This is a genomic window from Pseudomonas nitroreducens TX1, assembly GCF_000313755.1.
Taxonomy (GTDB): domain Bacteria; phylum Pseudomonadota; class Gammaproteobacteria; order Pseudomonadales; family Pseudomonadaceae; genus Pseudomonas; species Pseudomonas nitroreducens_A.
The window spans coordinates 12,879-27,759 of sequence record NZ_AMZB01000095.1 but is presented as its reverse complement, the minus strand read 5'-3'; the positions used below and the strand labels follow the sequence as shown (position 1 = coordinate 27,759).

11 protein-coding genes and 1 pseudogene are annotated in these 14,881 nt (G+C 67.0%); 6 read left to right on the top strand and 6 right to left on the bottom strand.

The features are described from left to right. Positions 1–344: 344 nt before the first annotated feature. The 6 genes from C167_RS0108310 to pcaC all read left to right on the top strand — a co-directional run bounded on the left by C167_RS0108310 (position 345) and on the right by pcaC (position 5,980). Positions 345–1,193, top strand: a complete 849-nt coding sequence (locus C167_RS0108310) for a CoA transferase subunit A (protein ID WP_017517805.1) — start codon at positions 345–347, stop codon at positions 1,191–1,193. Continuing rightward, the gene (locus tag C167_RS0108305) at positions 1,193–1,975 is read left to right on the top strand and encodes a CoA-transferase subunit beta (protein ID WP_017517804.1); all 783 of its coding nucleotides are present in this window, start codon (positions 1,193–1,195) and stop codon (positions 1,973–1,975) included. Before C167_RS0108310 ends, C167_RS0108305 begins: the two co-directional genes overlap by 1 nt. Next, on the top strand, positions 1,972–3,177 hold the full coding sequence (gene pcaF / locus C167_RS0108300) for a 3-oxoadipyl-CoA thiolase (RefSeq protein ID WP_017517803.1): 1,206 nt from the start codon (positions 1,972–1,974) through the stop codon (positions 3,175–3,177). The genes C167_RS0108305 and pcaF overlap by 4 nt, the downstream gene beginning before the upstream one ends. 144 nt (positions 3,178–3,321) lie before the next feature. Continuing rightward, positions 3,322–4,677, top strand: coding sequence for a 3-carboxy-cis,cis-muconate cycloisomerase (locus tag C167_RS0108295; RefSeq protein WP_017517802.1), 1,356 nt, complete (start codon positions 3,322–3,324; stop codon positions 4,675–4,677). Between the two features lie 10 nt (positions 4,678–4,687). After that, on the top strand, positions 4,688–5,476 hold the full coding sequence (pcaD, locus tag C167_RS0108290; RefSeq protein ID WP_017517801.1) for a 3-oxoadipate enol-lactonase: 789 nt from the start codon (positions 4,688–4,690) through the stop codon (positions 5,474–5,476). Positions 5,477–5,581: 105 nt separating this feature from the next. Beyond that, on the top strand, positions 5,582–5,980 hold the full coding sequence (gene pcaC, locus C167_RS0108285) for a 4-carboxymuconolactone decarboxylase (RefSeq protein ID WP_017517800.1): 399 nt from the start codon (positions 5,582–5,584) through the stop codon (positions 5,978–5,980). A gap of 282 nt (positions 5,981–6,262) precedes the next feature. Here the strand turns inward: pcaC and C167_RS0108280 are convergent, their stop codons facing one another. The 6 genes and pseudogenes from C167_RS0108280 to C167_RS0108250 all read right to left on the bottom strand — a co-directional run bounded on the left by C167_RS0108280 (position 6,263) and on the right by C167_RS0108250 (position 14,796). Next, complete coding sequence (locus C167_RS0108280) at positions 6,263–8,218, bottom strand: acetoacetate--CoA ligase (protein WP_017517799.1); 1,956 nt, start codon at positions 8,216–8,218, stop codon at positions 6,263–6,265. 101 nt (positions 8,219–8,319) lie between these two features. Then, positions 8,320–9,090, bottom strand: a complete 771-nt coding sequence (locus C167_RS0108275; RefSeq protein WP_017517798.1) for a 3-hydroxybutyrate dehydrogenase — start codon at positions 9,088–9,090, stop codon at positions 8,320–8,322. Positions 9,091–9,147: 57 nt separating this feature from the next. Then, positions 9,148–10,539 carry a GntP family permease gene (locus C167_RS0108270; protein ID WP_017517797.1) on the bottom strand — a complete coding sequence of 464 codons (1,392 nt, stop codon included), beginning with the start codon at positions 10,537–10,539 and terminating at the stop codon, positions 9,148–9,150. A 77-nt stretch (positions 10,540–10,616) separates the two neighbouring features. Next, positions 10,617–11,882, bottom strand: coding sequence for an OprD family porin (locus tag C167_RS0108265; RefSeq protein WP_017517796.1), 1,266 nt, complete (start codon positions 11,880–11,882; stop codon positions 10,617–10,619). Positions 11,883–12,161: 279 nt separating this feature from the next. Beyond that, positions 12,162–13,617: pseudogene (locus C167_RS0108260) on the bottom strand (sigma-54 interaction domain-containing protein); the annotation flags it as partial. Positions 13,618–13,893: 276 nt separating this feature from the next. Beyond that, on the bottom strand, positions 13,894–14,796 hold the full coding sequence (locus C167_RS0108250; protein ID WP_017517794.1) for a hydroxymethylglutaryl-CoA lyase: 903 nt from the start codon (positions 14,794–14,796) through the stop codon (positions 13,894–13,896). Positions 14,797–14,881 lie beyond the last annotated feature (85 nt).

The following is a 14,881-nucleotide window of genomic DNA, read 5'->3' as shown; positions in this document are numbered from 1 at the left end:
CATACAAGCGAGCTTGCTCGCGAACCGAGTTCGCCCGCCCACTCCCGTGCTGGGCGGGTTCGCGAGCAAGCTCGCTCCTACGAAAAGCAGTCCGCTGGCAATCACCTCGCTTACCCGGATCACCTATCCGAGTGGACTCCGTCCGCGATGCTCTTGTGCTCGGGGCTATCGCGGGCGGAGTCCGCTCCTACGTTTTGGGGTTGCCACCGAGCGAGTGGAGGTCCGTTAGCCCCCTAAGAGAAGTGTTCGATATTCGCACCAATAGTCGATTATCGCATTGTTCGCCCATCCCCCCCAGCGGTACCTTTTTCCCACCAGCACCACCCTACACAACGAGACCGACAATGGCTGAACTCCTGACTCTCCGCGAAGCGGTCGAGCGCTTCGTCCACGACGGCGACACCGTCGCGCTCGAAGGCTTCACCCACCTGATCCCGACCGCCGCCTCCCACGAGCTGATCCGCCAGGGCAAGAAAGACCTGCACCTGGTGCGCATGACCCCCGACCTGGTCTACGACCTGCTGATCGGAGCCGGTTGCGTGCGCAAGTTGACCTTCTCCTGGGGCGGCAACCCCGGCGTCGGTTCGCTGCATCGCCTGCGTGATGCGGTGGAGAAGAGCTGGCCGCGCGCGCTGGAGATCGACGAGCACAGCCACGCCGACCTCGCCAACTCCTACGTCGCCGGCGCCTCGGGCCTGCCGTTCGCGGTGCTGCGCGCCTACGCCGGCTCCGACCTGCCGAAGGTCAACCCGAACATCAAGTTCATCAACTGCCCGTTCACCGGCGAGCAGCTGGCCGCCGTGCCCTCGGTACGCCCGGACGTCACCGTGATCCACGCGCAGAAGGCCGACCGCAAGGGCAATGTGCTGCTGTGGGGCATCCTCGGCGTGCAGAAGGAAGCCGCCCTGGCCGCCAGGCGCTGCATCGTCACCGTCGAAGAAATCGTCGATGACCTGAATGCGCCGATGAATTCCTGCGTGTTGCCGACCTGGGCGCTGTCCGCTGTCTGCCTGGTGCCCGGCGGTTCGCACCCGTCCTACGCCCACGGCTACTCCGAGCGCGACAACCGCTTCTACCAGGCCTGGGACCCGATCGCCCGCGACCGCGACACCTTCAACGCCTGGATCGATACCTACATCCGCGGCACGAAAGACTTCTCAGAGTTCAAAGCCAAACTCGCGGAGGGCAAGTAATGAGCGCCTACAGCACCAATGAAATGATGACCGTGGCCGCCGCCCGCCGCCTGAAGAACGGCGCCGTATGCTTCGTCGGCATCGGCCTGCCGTCCAAGGCCGCCAACCTGGCGCGCCTGACCGCATCCCCTGACGTGGTCCTTATCTATGAATCCGGCCCCATCGGCGCCAAGCCCAGCGTGCTGCCGCTGTCCATCGGCGACGGCGAGCTGGCCGAAACCGCCGACACCGTGGTGCCCACCGGCGAAATCTTCCGCTACTGGCTGCAGGGCGGGCGCATCGACGTCGGCTTCCTCGGCGCCGCCCAGGTCGACCGCTTCGGCAACATCAACACCACCGTCATCGGCGACTACAACAAGCCCAAGGTGCGCCTGCCCGGCGCCGGTGGCGCACCGGAGATCGCCGGTTCCGCCAAGGAAGTGCTGATCATCCTCAAGCAGTCCCACCGCACCTTCGTCGACAAGCTGGCCTTCGTCACCTCCGTCGGCTTCGGCGAGGGCGGCGACCACCGCCAGCAGCTCGGCCTGCCCGGCAAGGGCCCGGTGGCGATCATCACCGACCTGTGCATCATGGAGCCGGAAGCCGGCAGCAACGAATTCATCGTCACCTCGCTGCATCCGGGCGTGACCCGCGAGCAGGTGATCGAGAACACCGGCTGGGCGATCCGCTTCGCCGAGCAGGTGGCCGAGACCGTTGCGCCGACCGACGTCGAGCTGGAAGCCCTGCGCGCCCTGGAAGCCCGCACCGCTGCCGCCCACGGTCAGCTGGGAGGTGAGGAATGAGTCGCGACGTCTTCATCTGCGATGCCGTGCGCACGCCCATCGGCCGCTTCGGCGGCTCGCTCTCCGGCGTGCGCGCCGACGACCTCGCCGCCGTGCCGGTGAAGGCGCTGGTGGAGCGCAACCCGCAGGTCGACTGGGCTGCGCTGGACGAGGTGTACCTCGGCTGCGCCAACCAGGCCGGCGAAGACAATCGCAACGTGGCGCGCATGGCGCTGCTGCTGGCCGGCCTGCCGGAAAGCGTGCCGGGCGTCACCCTGAATCGTCTCTGCGCCTCGGGCCTGGACGCGGTGGGCACCGCCTTCCGCGCCATCGCCAGCGGCGAGGCCGAGCTGGTCATTGCCGGTGGCGTGGAATCGATGTCCCGCGCGCCCTACGTGATGGGCAAGGCCGACAGCGCCTTTGGTCGCGGGCAGAAGATCGAGGACACCACCATCGGCTGGCGCTTCATCAACCCGCTGATGAAGGCCCAGTACGGCGTGGATGCCATGCCGCAGACCGCCGACAACGTGGCCGACGATTACAACGTCAATCGCGCCGACCAGGATGCGTTCTCCCTGCGCAGCCAGCAGCGCGCTGGCGTCGCCCAGGCTTCCGGTTACTTCGCCGAGGAAATCGTCCCGGTGGTGATCAAGGGTCGCAAGGGCGAGACCGTTGTCGATACCGACGAACACCCGCGCCCGGACACCACGCTGGAAGCGCTGGCCAAGCTGAAGCCGGTCAACGGCGAAGGCAAGACCGTCACCGCCGGCAACGCGTCGGGCGTGAATGACGGCGCGGTCGCGCTGATCCTCGCCAGCGCCGAAGCCGTGAAGAAGCACGGCCTGACGCCGCGCGCGAAAGTGCTCGGCATGGCCAGCGCCGGCGTGGCTCCGCGCGTGATGGGCATCGGCCCGGTCCCAGCGGTGCGCAAGCTGCTGGAACGCCTGAACCTGTCGGTGGACCAGTTCGACGTCATCGAGCTGAACGAAGCCTTCGCCGCGCAGGGCCTGGCGGTCACCCGCGAACTCGGCATCGCCGATGACGACGCGCGGGTGAACCCCAACGGCGGCGCCATCGCCCTTGGCCACCCGCTGGGTGCCAGCGGCGCGCGCCTGGTGCTGACCGCGGTACACCAGCTGCAGAAGTCCGGCGGCAAGCTCGGCCTGTGCACCATGTGCGTGGGCGTGGGGCAGGGCGTGGCGCTGGTGGTCGAGCGCGTATAGCGCTTGTTGGACCGTAGGGCGCATAACGCGCCAGCGTTATCCGCCGACCAAGAGCCGGCGGATAACCTGTTCCAGGTTATGCGCCCTACGGCAGCTCTCCGGTCATACTGTCCGACTACGCCTGCCCGATCTGCGGAGCCACCCGTGAGCACCAACCTTCTGTTCGACGCCTACTTCACCCAGCCCGCCATGCGCGCGATCTTCAGCGACCACGGCCGGGTGCAGGGCATGCTCGACTTCGAGGCCGCGCTGGCCCGTGCCCAGGCCCGCGTCGGTGTGATCCCGGCCAGCGCCGTGGCACCCATCGCCGCCGCCTGCCGCGCCGAACTCTACGATTTCGATGCACTGGCCCAGGCCATCTGCAGCGCCGGCAATTCCGCGATCCCGCTGGTGAAGGCATTGGGCAAGCGCATCGCCGCCGAGGACGCCGAGGCCGAGCGCTACGTGCATCTGGGCGCCACCAGCCAGGACGCGATGGACAGCGGATTGGTCCTGCAACTGCGCGCCGCCATCGAACTGCTGGAAAGCGATCTCGCCCACCTGGCCGACGCGCTCGCCGTTCAGGCGCAGGCCCACGCCGGCACGCCCATGGTCGGCCGCACCTGGCTGCAACACGCCACGCCCGTCACCCTCGGTATGAAGATCGCTGGCTGGCTGGGCGCGATCACCCGCCATCGCCAGCGCCTGAACGAACTCAAGCCGCGCCTGCTGTGCCTGCAGTTCGGCGGCGCCTCCGGCAGCCTTGCCGCGCTCGGCGACCAGGGCTTCGCCGTGGCCGAAGCCCTGGCGCAGGAGCTGAACCTGCAACTGCCCGAGCAACCCTGGCACACCCAGCGCGACCGCCTGGTGGAGTTCGCCAGCCTGCTCGGCCTGATCGCCGGCAGCCTCGGCAAGCTGGGCCGCGACCTCAGCCTGCTGATGCAGACCGAAGCAGGCGAAGCCTTCGAACCCTCCGCGCCGGGCAAGGGTGGCTCCTCCACCATGCCGCACAAGCGCAACCCGGTGGGCGCGGCCGTACTGATCGGCGCGGCCACCCGCGCACCGGGATTGGTCGCGACCCTGTTCGCCGCGATGCCCCAGGAACATGAGCGCAGCCTCGGCCTGTGGCACGCCGAGTGGGAAAGCCTGCCGGAGCTGTGCTGCCTCGTCTCGGGTGCCCTGCAACAGGCGCTGTCCCTCGTTCCGGGCCTGGAAGTCGACGCCGAGCGCATGCTCGCCAACCTCGACCTGACCCGTGGCCTGGTGCTCGCCGAAGCCGTGAGCATCGCCCTGGCCCAGCGCATCGGCCGCGATGCCGCGCACCACCTGGTGGAGCAATGCTGCAAGCAGGCGGTGAAGGAGGGCGCGCACCTGCGCGTGGTGCTCGGCGCCAATGCCGAGGTCACTGCACAACTGGATACCGAGGAACTGGATCGACTGCTCGATCCCGCCCATTACCTGGGCCAGGCGCGCCGCTGGGTCGAGCGCGCGCTGGCTGAACACAACCACGTTTTGCGATAGGAGCCTTTGCATGCCTGCCGTACGTCTCGCCGATGGCGACCTGAACTACCAACTGGACGGCCCGGCCGGTGCGCCGGTGCTGGTGCTGTCCAACTCCCTGGGCACCGACCTGCACATGTGGGACGCGCAGGTCGCGGCCTTCGCCGAACACTTCCGCGTGCTGCGCTATGACACCCGTGGCCACGGCGCTTCGCTGGTCACCCCCGGCCCCTACAGCGTCGAGCAGAACGGCCGCGACGTGCTCGCCCTGCTGGATGCGCTGGAGATTCCCCACGCGCACTTCTGTGGCCTGTCCATGGGCGGCCTGATCGGTCAGTGGCTGGGCATCCATGCGCCCGAGCGCCTCTCGCGCCTGGTGCTGTGCAACACCGCCGCGAAGATCGGCACGCCGGACGTCTGGAATCCGCGCATCGAAACCGTGCTCAGCGGCGGCGCCGAGGCCATGCGCAACCTGCGCGATGCGTCGATCTCGCGCTGGTTCACCGCTGACTTTGCGGAAGGCTATCCGGATCAAGTCGAGCCCATCGTCGGCATGCTGGCGCAGACCTCGCCGGAAGGTTACGCGGCCAACTGCGCGGCCGTTCGTGATGCTGATTTCCGGGGTGAGATCGGTGCGATCACCGCGCCGACCCTGGTGGTCTGCGGCGCGGCCGACCCGGTGACCACCACCGAGGATGGCCGTTTCCTGCAGGCGCGCATTCCCAGCGCGGAACTGGTGGAGCTGCGCGCCGCGCACCTGTCCAACGTGCAGGCCGGCGATGCCTTCAGCCAACGCGTGCTGGACTTCCTGCGCGCCTGACCGCTTTTGCTCTTGTAGGAGCGAGCTTGCTCGCGAACCCCAGGCTCTGCAGCGGGGATTGTTCGCGAGCAAGCTCGCTCCTACAGACTCATATCGGAGTTAGAGATGGACGAGAAAGAACGCTACGAAGCCGGCATGCACGTTCGTCGCGCGGTGCTGGGCGACGCCCACGTCGACCGCAGCCTGCAGAACCGCACGGCCTTCAACGAAGAGTTCCAGGAAATGATCACCCGCCACGCCTGGGGTGACATCTGGACCCGCCCCGGCCTGCCGCGCCACACCCGCAGCCTGATCACCATCGCCATGCTCATCGGCATGAACCGCGAGGGTGAACTCAAGCTGCATCTGCGCGCCGCGCGCAACAACGGCGTGAGCCGCGAGGAGATCAAGGAAGTGCTGCTGCAGAGCGCGATCTACTGTGGCATCCCGGCCGCCAATGCCACGTTCCACCTCGCCGAAGCGGTATGGGACGAGCTGGGCACCGAGTCGCTGGGCGACGCCTGATCTGCGCCGCCCGGACCACGCATCCGGGTGGCGTTTGATCTGGCTCGCAGGGGTCTGAGGTCGGGCACTTTGTAGGGCGGATAACGCGCCAGCGTTATCCGCCGTGGAGTAGTCGGCGGATAACCTGTTCCAGGTTATCCGCCCTACGGGATCGAGGCCAGCGAGCCCGGCAGCGGTGGTGTTCGCGAGCAAGCTCGCTCCTGCGAAGTGCGCGCCGATGTTCACCGGTAGGAGCGAGCTTGCTCGCGAACCGCATGGCAGCTCTTTGCCCGCAAAGTCCGCTCAGCTCTCCAGTTCCTTCCTGTCCCTGAACAACTCCAGCGCCTGCGGATTGGCCAGCGCATCGGTGTTCTTCACTGGCTGACCATGCACCACGTTGCGCACTGCCAGTTCGACGATCTTGCCGCTGATGGTGCGCGGAATGTCGGCGACCGCGAGGATCTTTGCCGGTACGTGACGAGGCGTGGTGTTAGCGCGGATGGTCTGGCGTATGCGCTCCCGCAGCGTGTCGTCCAGCTCCACGCCGTCACGCAGGCGCACGAACAGCACCACGCGCACGTCGCCCTGCCAGTCCTGGCCGATGGCGATGGATTCCAGTACCTGCTCGATCTTTTCCACCTGACGGTAGATTTCCGCCGTGCCGATGCGCACGCCGCCGGGGTTGAGCACGGCATCGGAACGGCCATGGATCACCAGGCCGCCGTGCTCGGTTTCCTCGGCGTAGTCGCCATGGGCCCAGACACCAGGGAAGGTGGCGAAGTAGGCATCGAGGAATTTCTCGTTGTTCTCGTCGTTCCAGAAACCCACGGGGATCGACGGGAAATGCCGCACACAGACCAGCTCGCCTTTCTCGCCGCGCACCGGTTTGCCGGCTTCGTCCCAGACCTCCACCGCCATGCCCAGCGCCTTGCACTGCATTTCCCCGCGCCACACCGGCGCGGCGGGATTGCCGATGGCGAAGCAGGAAACGATGTCGGTGCCGCCGGAGATCGATGACAGGCAGACATCGGCCTTCACGTCCCTGTAGATGTAATCGAAGCTGACCTGGGCCAGCGGCGAACCGGTGGACAGGATCGTCTTCAGACGCTCCAGCGAATGGGTCTCGCGCGGCCGCACATTGGCCTTCTCCAGCGCGGCGATGTACTTGGCGCTGGTACCGAACACGCTGATGTTCTCCGCGTCGATCAAGTCCATCAGTCGCTCGGGGCCGGGGTGGAAGGGCGAGCCGTCGTAGAGCACCAGCGTGGCGCCGATGGCGAGGCCGGAGACCAGCCAGTTCCACATCATCCACCCGCAGGTGGTGTAGTAGAAAAGCGTGTCATCGTGGCTCAGGTCGACGTGCAGGCCATGTTCCTTCAGGTGCTGCAGCAGCACGCCGCCGGTGCCGTGGACGATGCACTTGGGCACGCCGGTGGTGCCGGAGGAGTAGAGGATGTACAGCGGGTGGTCGAAGGGCACCGGGGTGAACACCGGTTCGCCACCACTGTGGAAGAAGTCCTGCCAGAGGCTGACCCGCGCCGGCGTCTGGAAGTCGCTGCGGCGGGCATGGCCATTGGCATAGGGGACGATCACCAGCTGTTCCAGGCTGGGCAGCTGGGCGAGGATTTCATTGAGCTTGGCGGTGAGATCCAGCACCTTGCCGGCGTAGCGGTAACCGGCACAGGCGATCAGCACCTTGGGTTCGATCTGGCCGAAGCGGTCGATCACGCCCTGGGTGCCAAAGTCCGGCGAGCAGCTCGACCAGGTGGCGCCCAGGCTGGCGGTGGCGAGCATGCCGACCACGGTCTGCCAGGTGTTGGGCATGAAGGCCGCGACCCGGTCGCCGATGCCGACGCCAGCTTCGCGCAGGGAGCGTTGCAGGCCGGCAACCTGGGCGGCCAGTTCGGCATGGCTGATCACCTCGCGGCGTTCATCTTCGCTGATGGCGATCAGCGCCGGCTTGTGGTCCCGGCGCCTCAGCAGGTGCTCGGCGAAGTTCAGGGTGGCGCCGGGGAACCAGCGTGCATCGGGCATTTCCGGTCCTTCTTCGAGGACCGCCGTTGGCGCTTCGTGGAACTGCACGCCAAAGGTATCGACGATGGCCAGCCAGAAAGCTTCGCGTTCGGCGATGCTCCAGGCGTGCAGGGCGGCGTAGTCGGGCAGGTCGAGGCCGTGCTGCTGCGCCACCTTGCGGCGGAAGGCGTCCATCCGGGTGGCGGCGATGCGTTCGGGGGAGGGTGTCCAGAGCAGTGGGTTCATTGACGACGACTCCAGCGAAGGATCGGTGGGTACCGCCGACAGGCGGCACCCATCATCTTGACATGAAGCGTCGCCGGAAGTGCTTCGGTGGTGATCGGGAATCACTGCGCGACCCAGCCGCCATCCATGTTCCAGGCGGCGCCGCGGACCTGGGCGGCGGCTTCTGAACACAAGAATAGCGCCAGCTCGCCCAACTGTTCGGCGGTGACGAAATCCAGCGACGGTTGCTTTTCCGCCAGCAGGTCGTGGCGCGCCTGTTCGGGGCTGGCGCCGGCCGCGATGCGCGCATCGATCTGCTGCTGGACGAGCGGTGTCAGCACCCAGCCGGGACAGATGGCGTTGCAGGTAATGGCGCTGGTGGCGGTTTCCAGGGCGGTGGTCTTGGTCAGTCCGATCACCCCGTGCTTGGCGGCCACGTAGGCGCTCTTGCCGGCGGAGGCGACCAGGCCGTGGGTGGAGGCGACGTTGAGGATGCGCCCCCAGCCGCGCTGGCGCATGCCCGGCAGCGCCAGGCGGGTGGTATGGAACACCGAGGAGAGGTTGATGGCGATGATCGCGTTCCAGCGCTCCACGGGGAAGTCCTCCAGCGCCGCGACGTGCTGGATGCCGGCGTTGTTGACCAGGATGTCGAGGCCGCCGAACTCGCGCTCGACGTAGGCGATCATCTCGGCGATCTGCTCGGGTTGCGCCATGTCCGCGCCGTGGTGGCCGATGCGGGTGCCGTATACCGACAGCTCGCGCACCGCCGCGTCGATGTCGCCGAAGCCGTTGACCACCACGTTGGCGCCCGCGGCCGCGAGCCGGGCGGCGATGCCCAGGCCGATGCCGCTGGTGGAGCCGGTGACCAGTGCGGTCTTGCCTTTGAGAGTCATGCAAATCTCCTCTGGAACGGGGCGGCCGCCGCGCGGCGACCGCTTGAAGACAACCGGTTATACAATCCCGGTGACGTAGAAGGTGCTTATCACCACGAATACCGCGAGGGTCTTGATCAGGGTGATGGCGAAGATGTCCTTGTAGGCCTCGCGGTGGGTCAGGCCGGTGACCGCGAGCAGGGTGATGACCGCGCCGTTGTGCGGCAGGGTGTCCATGCCGCCGGAGGCCATGGCCGCTACCCGGTGCAGCACCTCCAGCGGGATGTTGGCGGCGTGGGCGGCGGCGATGAACTGCTCGGACATGGCCGCCAGGGCGATGCTCATGCCGCCCGACGCCGAGCCGGTGATGCCGGCCAGGGTGGTGACGGTGATGGCCTCGTTGACCAGCGGATCGGGGATCTTCTTCAGCGCGTCAGCCAGCACCAGGAAGCCCGGCAGGGAGGCGATCACCGCGCCGAAGCCATACTCCGAAGCGGTGTTCATGGCCGCCAGCAGCGCGCCGGACACGGCGGTCTTGCTGCCCTCGGCGATCTTGCTGCGGATCACCGCGAAGCTGCTCACCAGCACCAGCAGGATGCCCAGCAGCAGCGCCGCTTGCACCGCCCAGATGCCGGTCAGCTTGGCCACGTCGCTGGCCACCGGCGCGGCCATGCCGGCCAGCTGCAGGCTGTGGGTCTTGCCGTAGACCTGGGGAATCCAGTGGGTGAACAGCAGGTTGGCGACGCCCACCAGCACCAGCGGCGAGAGCGCCAGCAGCGGGTTGGGCAGTTTCATGTCGTCGGCGGTCTCCGGCTCGTTGCGCAGCTGCGTGCCGTAGCCTTCACCGGCGGCGCGCGCCTTGCCGGCCTGGCGGCGGAGGAACAGCATGCCGACGCTGAACACGAACAGGCTGCCGATCAGTCCCAGCCAGGGCGCGGCCCAGCCGGTGGTGTTGAAGAAGGCGGTGGGGATGATGTTCTGGATCTGCGGGGTGCCGGGCAGGGCGTCCATGGTGAAGCTGAACGCGCCCAGGGCGATGGTCGCCGGGATCAGCCGCTTGGGGATGTTGCTCTGGCGGAACATCTCGGCGGCGAACGGGTAGACCGCGAACACCACCACGAACAGCGACACGCCGCCGTAGGTGAGCAGGGCGCAGACCAGCACGATCACCAGCATCGCCTGGCGGGTGCCGAGCAGGCGGATGGCCGCGGCGACGATGGAACGCGAGAAGCCCGACAGCTCGATCAGCTTGCCGAACACCGCACCGAGCAGGAACACCGGGAAGTAGAGTTTGACGAAGCCGACCATCTTCTCCATGAACACCCCGGTGAAGGCCGGGGCGACGGCGGAGGGGTCGGTCAGCAGCACCGCGAGCAGTGCGGCGATGGGGGCGAAGAGGATCACGCTGTAGCCGCGGTAGGCGGCGAGCATCAGCAGGGCGAGGGCCGCGAGGGCGATGACCACGCTCATCGAAGTATCTCCAGTTGTCGCGCGGCCAGGAGCCGCGCGTCGTTCTTGTTGTAGTAGGGCGCGTGACGTTTAGGCGGTTACCAGAGCGGCAGCACGTAGCTGAGGATCAGGCGGTTCTCGTCCAGATCGTTGCCGAAGTGGCTGGAACGCACCGTCGCATTGCGCCACTTCACGCCGACGTTCTTCAGCGGACCGCTCTGCACCACGTAGCCAATGTCGGTGTCGCGCTCCCATTCCTTGCCTTCGGGCTTGCCGGCGCCGAGTTCGATATTGTCGCCGGACAGGTAGCGCGTCATGAAGGTCAGGCCGGGCATGCCAAGGGCGGCGAAGTCGTAGTCGTAGCGCGCTTGCCAGGACTTCTCGTCGCGGTTGGCGAAGTCGCCGATCTGCACGAAGTTGACCAGGAAGGCATCGGTGCCGCCGATGTAGGCGAAGCCGGTGTCGCCGCTCATGGACTGGTAGCCGGCGCCGAAGCCGTGGCCGCCCAGGGTGTAGGTGAGCATGGCGCCGAAGGCGCGGTTATCGACGTTGCTGTGGCCGTCGTCGTCGGAGCGCGCGTAGCGCAGATCGGTCTTCAGTGACTGGCCGGCGGCGATGGGCAGGACGTGCACCAGGTTGACGATGTGCTGGTCGTAGAGCCCGTCGAGCTTGGCGTAGCTGTAGCCGGTGGTCAGTTGCGGCGTCCACTTGTAGCTCAGGCCGGCGAAGTCGAACTGGTCGCTGGTGTCGGTCGCGACGATGCCACGGGCGCTGCCGCTGGTGACGGTCATGTCCTCGCGGTTGGACGAGTCGCGCTGGCTCACCTGGCGCAGGCGGCCGCCGTCGAAGGTGAGGCCGGCGAACTCGGTGGAGTTCAGGTGGGCGCCTTCGAAGGTCTGTGGCAGCAGGCGCGAATCGTTGGCCAGCACGGTGGGCAGTTTGGGCAGCAGGGTGCCGATCTTCAGCGTGCTCTTCGAGGCGCGCAGCTTGGCGGTCAGGCCCAGTTCGCTGTAGTCGTCCGCTGCGCCGTTGACCTTGTCCTTGTCCCGCGGCAGCAGGCCGGAGCCGGCACGGTCGGGGCTTGAGTCCAGCTTCAGGCCGAGTAGACCGATAGCATCGACGCCCACGCCGATGGTGCCTTCGGTGTAGCCGGATTCGTAGCGCAGCAGGAAGCCCTGCGCCCATTCCTCCTGCTTGGATTGCGCGGCGTTGTCCTGGCGGAAGTCGCGGTTGAAGTAGAAGTTGCGCAGTTCGACGCTGGCCTTGCTGTCGGCAAGGAATTCGGCAAAGGCCTGGGGCGAAAGGGCGAGGGTTGAACCGAGGGCGGTGATGACGGCGGCATGATTGAGCGTGGAGCGGCTCATCGGGTGATCTCCTGGCGCTATACCGAGGGCGAAACAGGACTTGCCGGGCGTCCCGTGGGGGTGGAATTCGCGTTCGGGCAGCGTTGATTGTTGTTATGTCGGCTGTGCGGCACGAAGGCCGCAAGAGGCGACATAGCCAGGACCGTGCCAGGATTGTAACTACTTGATTTGTAAGTCTTATTTTGAGATTCGCGGGAATGGCGCGAACCTGTTTGTCTCTACTTGGAGACAAGACGGCGGATTTGTTCGTTTGTGTGCCAGGGATCCGTTGCCGGGAGGCTTTGTCTCTTTTTTGAGACGTGTCTCTTTTTCAGGATTTAAGGCCCAGTGCTGCCATCTTCTTGTACAGCGTCGAGCGCCCCAGTCCCAGGCGCTGCGCGGCAGCGTCGACGTTGCCGGCGTGCTCGGCCAGGGTGTTGGCAATCAGCTCACGTTCGAAGGCGTCCCGCGCGGAGTAGAAGTCCTGTCCTTCGGCCAGCCTGGCTGCTGGTGCCGTCGAGGTGGCCGGCAGCGGTTGCAGTTCGCCCAGCGCGGAGCGCAGCGCGGCGGCGTCGATCTGCGGGCGATCACCCAGCAGCACGGTGCGCTCCAGCAGGTTGCGCAGCTCGCGCACATTGCCCGGCCAGGCGTGCCGGGCGAGCAGGGCGAGGCCATCGGCGTTCAGTTCATAAAGCGTCTGGCGGTCGTCGCGCAGGCCGTCGAGGATGGCTTCGCACAGTGCCGGCAAATCCTCCAGGCGCTCGCGCAGCGGCGGAATCTCGATCGGCAGGACGTTGATGCGGTAGAACAGGTCGGCGCGGAAGCGGCCCTCGCGCACGGCGGCGTCGAGGTCGATGGAGGTGGCGGCGATCAGGCGGATGTCGCTGCGCAAGACTTCGTTGGAGCCGACCGGTTCGAATTCCTTCTCCTGCAGCACCCGCAGCAGTTTGCTCTGCAAGGTCAGCGGCATGTCGCCGATCTCGTCGAGGAACAGCGTGCCGCCCTGGGCGATCTGCAGCTTGCCGGCGCGGCCCTTGCGGTCGGCACCGGTGAAGGCGCCTGGCGCGGTGCCGAAGAATTCGGCCTCCAGCAGGGTTTCGGGAATAGCGGCGGCGTTGAGGCTGACGAAGGGCTTGTCCGCGCGCGGTGAGGAGGCGTGGATCGCATGGGCCAGCAGCTCCTTGCCGGTGCCGGTCTCGCCCAGCAGCAGGATCGGCGCTTCGCTGGCGGCACCCCGACGCGCGCGGCGCTTCACTTCCAGGCTGGCGGCGCTGGTGCCGATGAAATGCCCGAAGCTGTATTTCGCCTGGCGCGCCTGCAGCAGCGAGCGGGTCGAGGCCAGCTCGGCCTGCATGCGCTGGTAGCGGGTGAGCAGCGGCGACAGCGCACGCAACTCATCGAACAGGGCAAACCCGATGCCTCCGATGACCTCGCCTGCGTCATCGCGGATCGGCACGCGCATGACCACCAGCGGGTCCTTGGTCATGTCGAGGATGTCCAGCAGCATCGGCCGGCCACTGCTGACCACTTCGCGCATCAGGCTGCCGGGGATCACCTGTTCCACCGGTCGGCCGATGGCTTGCTCGGCGTTATCCAGGCCAAAGCGCTGGGCGTAGCGCTGGTTGATCCAGACGATGCGTGCCTCGCGGTCGACGATCACCGTGCCTTCGCTGAACTGCTCGAAGATCTCGAACAGCGAGCGGATCGCCAGCTGGCGGACGCTGGGGTAATCGTTGAGGCTGTGGGTGTCTGTCATGGGCATGCCGTGCGCGGGAAGGGCAGAGGGCGCACTGTACCGGGATGCGTCTCGTGCGGGTACCTGTCCGCTAGGGCCCTGCCTGTCTATGGGATGAAAAGCCCCTCTCCCTGGCCCTCTCCCTGAAGGAAGAGGGGATCGTTCGGTGCAGGGTGAGACCGTGGCATCAGTTGATGCGGACAGCTCCCTCTCCCTTCAGGGAGAGGGCGGGGGAGAGGGCCAGCCCGCGCCAAGCGCCACGGAACTGCGCCATGCCGGCTCCTACAGGTTTGTGTCTCAGCGCTTGGACAACTGCGCCTTGGCCACCCGCGAGCCGTTGGGCTTGTCGAGCACCGCGCAGATGCGCTGGCCGGCGTCGATCAGCTGGTCCAAATCGATGCCGGTGTGGATGCCCAGGCCGTTGAGCAGGTAGAGCACGTCCTCGGTGGCGACGTTGCCGGTGGCGCCCTTGGCGTAGGGGCAACCGCCCAGGCCCGCGACCGAGCTGTCGAACACCGCGATGCCTTCCAGGAGGCTGGCGTAGATGTTCGCCGTGGCCTGGCCGTAGGTGTCGTGGAAGTGCCCGGCCAGTTGCGCGCGCGGCACGCGTTGGCCGACGACTTCGAACATGCGGCGGGTAGCGCCGGCGGTGCCGACGCCGATGGTGTCGCCCAGCGAGACTTCGTAGCAGCCCATGGCGTGCAGTTCCTCGGCGACGGCGGCGACTTGCGCTACGTCCACCTCGCCCTGGTAGGGGCAGCCGAGCACGCAGGAGACATAGCCGCGCACGCGCACGCCGTGCTGGCGCGCCGCTTCCATCACCGGGACGAAGCGCTCCAGGCTCTCCTTGATCGAACAGTTGATGTTCTTCTGCGAGAAGGCCTCGGAGGCGGCGGCGAACACCGCGACTTCCTTCACCTGGGATTCCAGCGCGGCCTCGAAGCCCTTGAGGTTCGGCGCCAGCGCAGCGTAGGTGACGCCGGGTTTCTGCTGGATGCCGGCGAAGACCTCGGCCGAGCCGGCCATCTGCGGTACCCACTTGGGCGAGACGAAGCTGCCGACTTCGATGTAGCCCAGGCCGGCGGCGGTGAGGTCGTCCACCAGGCGCACCTTGTCGGCCACGGCGATGGGTTGCTTCTCGTTCTGCAGGCCGTCGCGCGGGCCGACTTCGACCAGGCGGACGGATTGGGGCAGGGTCATTTGCGGTCCTCGTAGTGTTTCCTGGAGCAGGGTGCGCAATGCTCGGCACCCTCTCCCTGACCCTCTCCCTGAAGGGAGAGGGGAC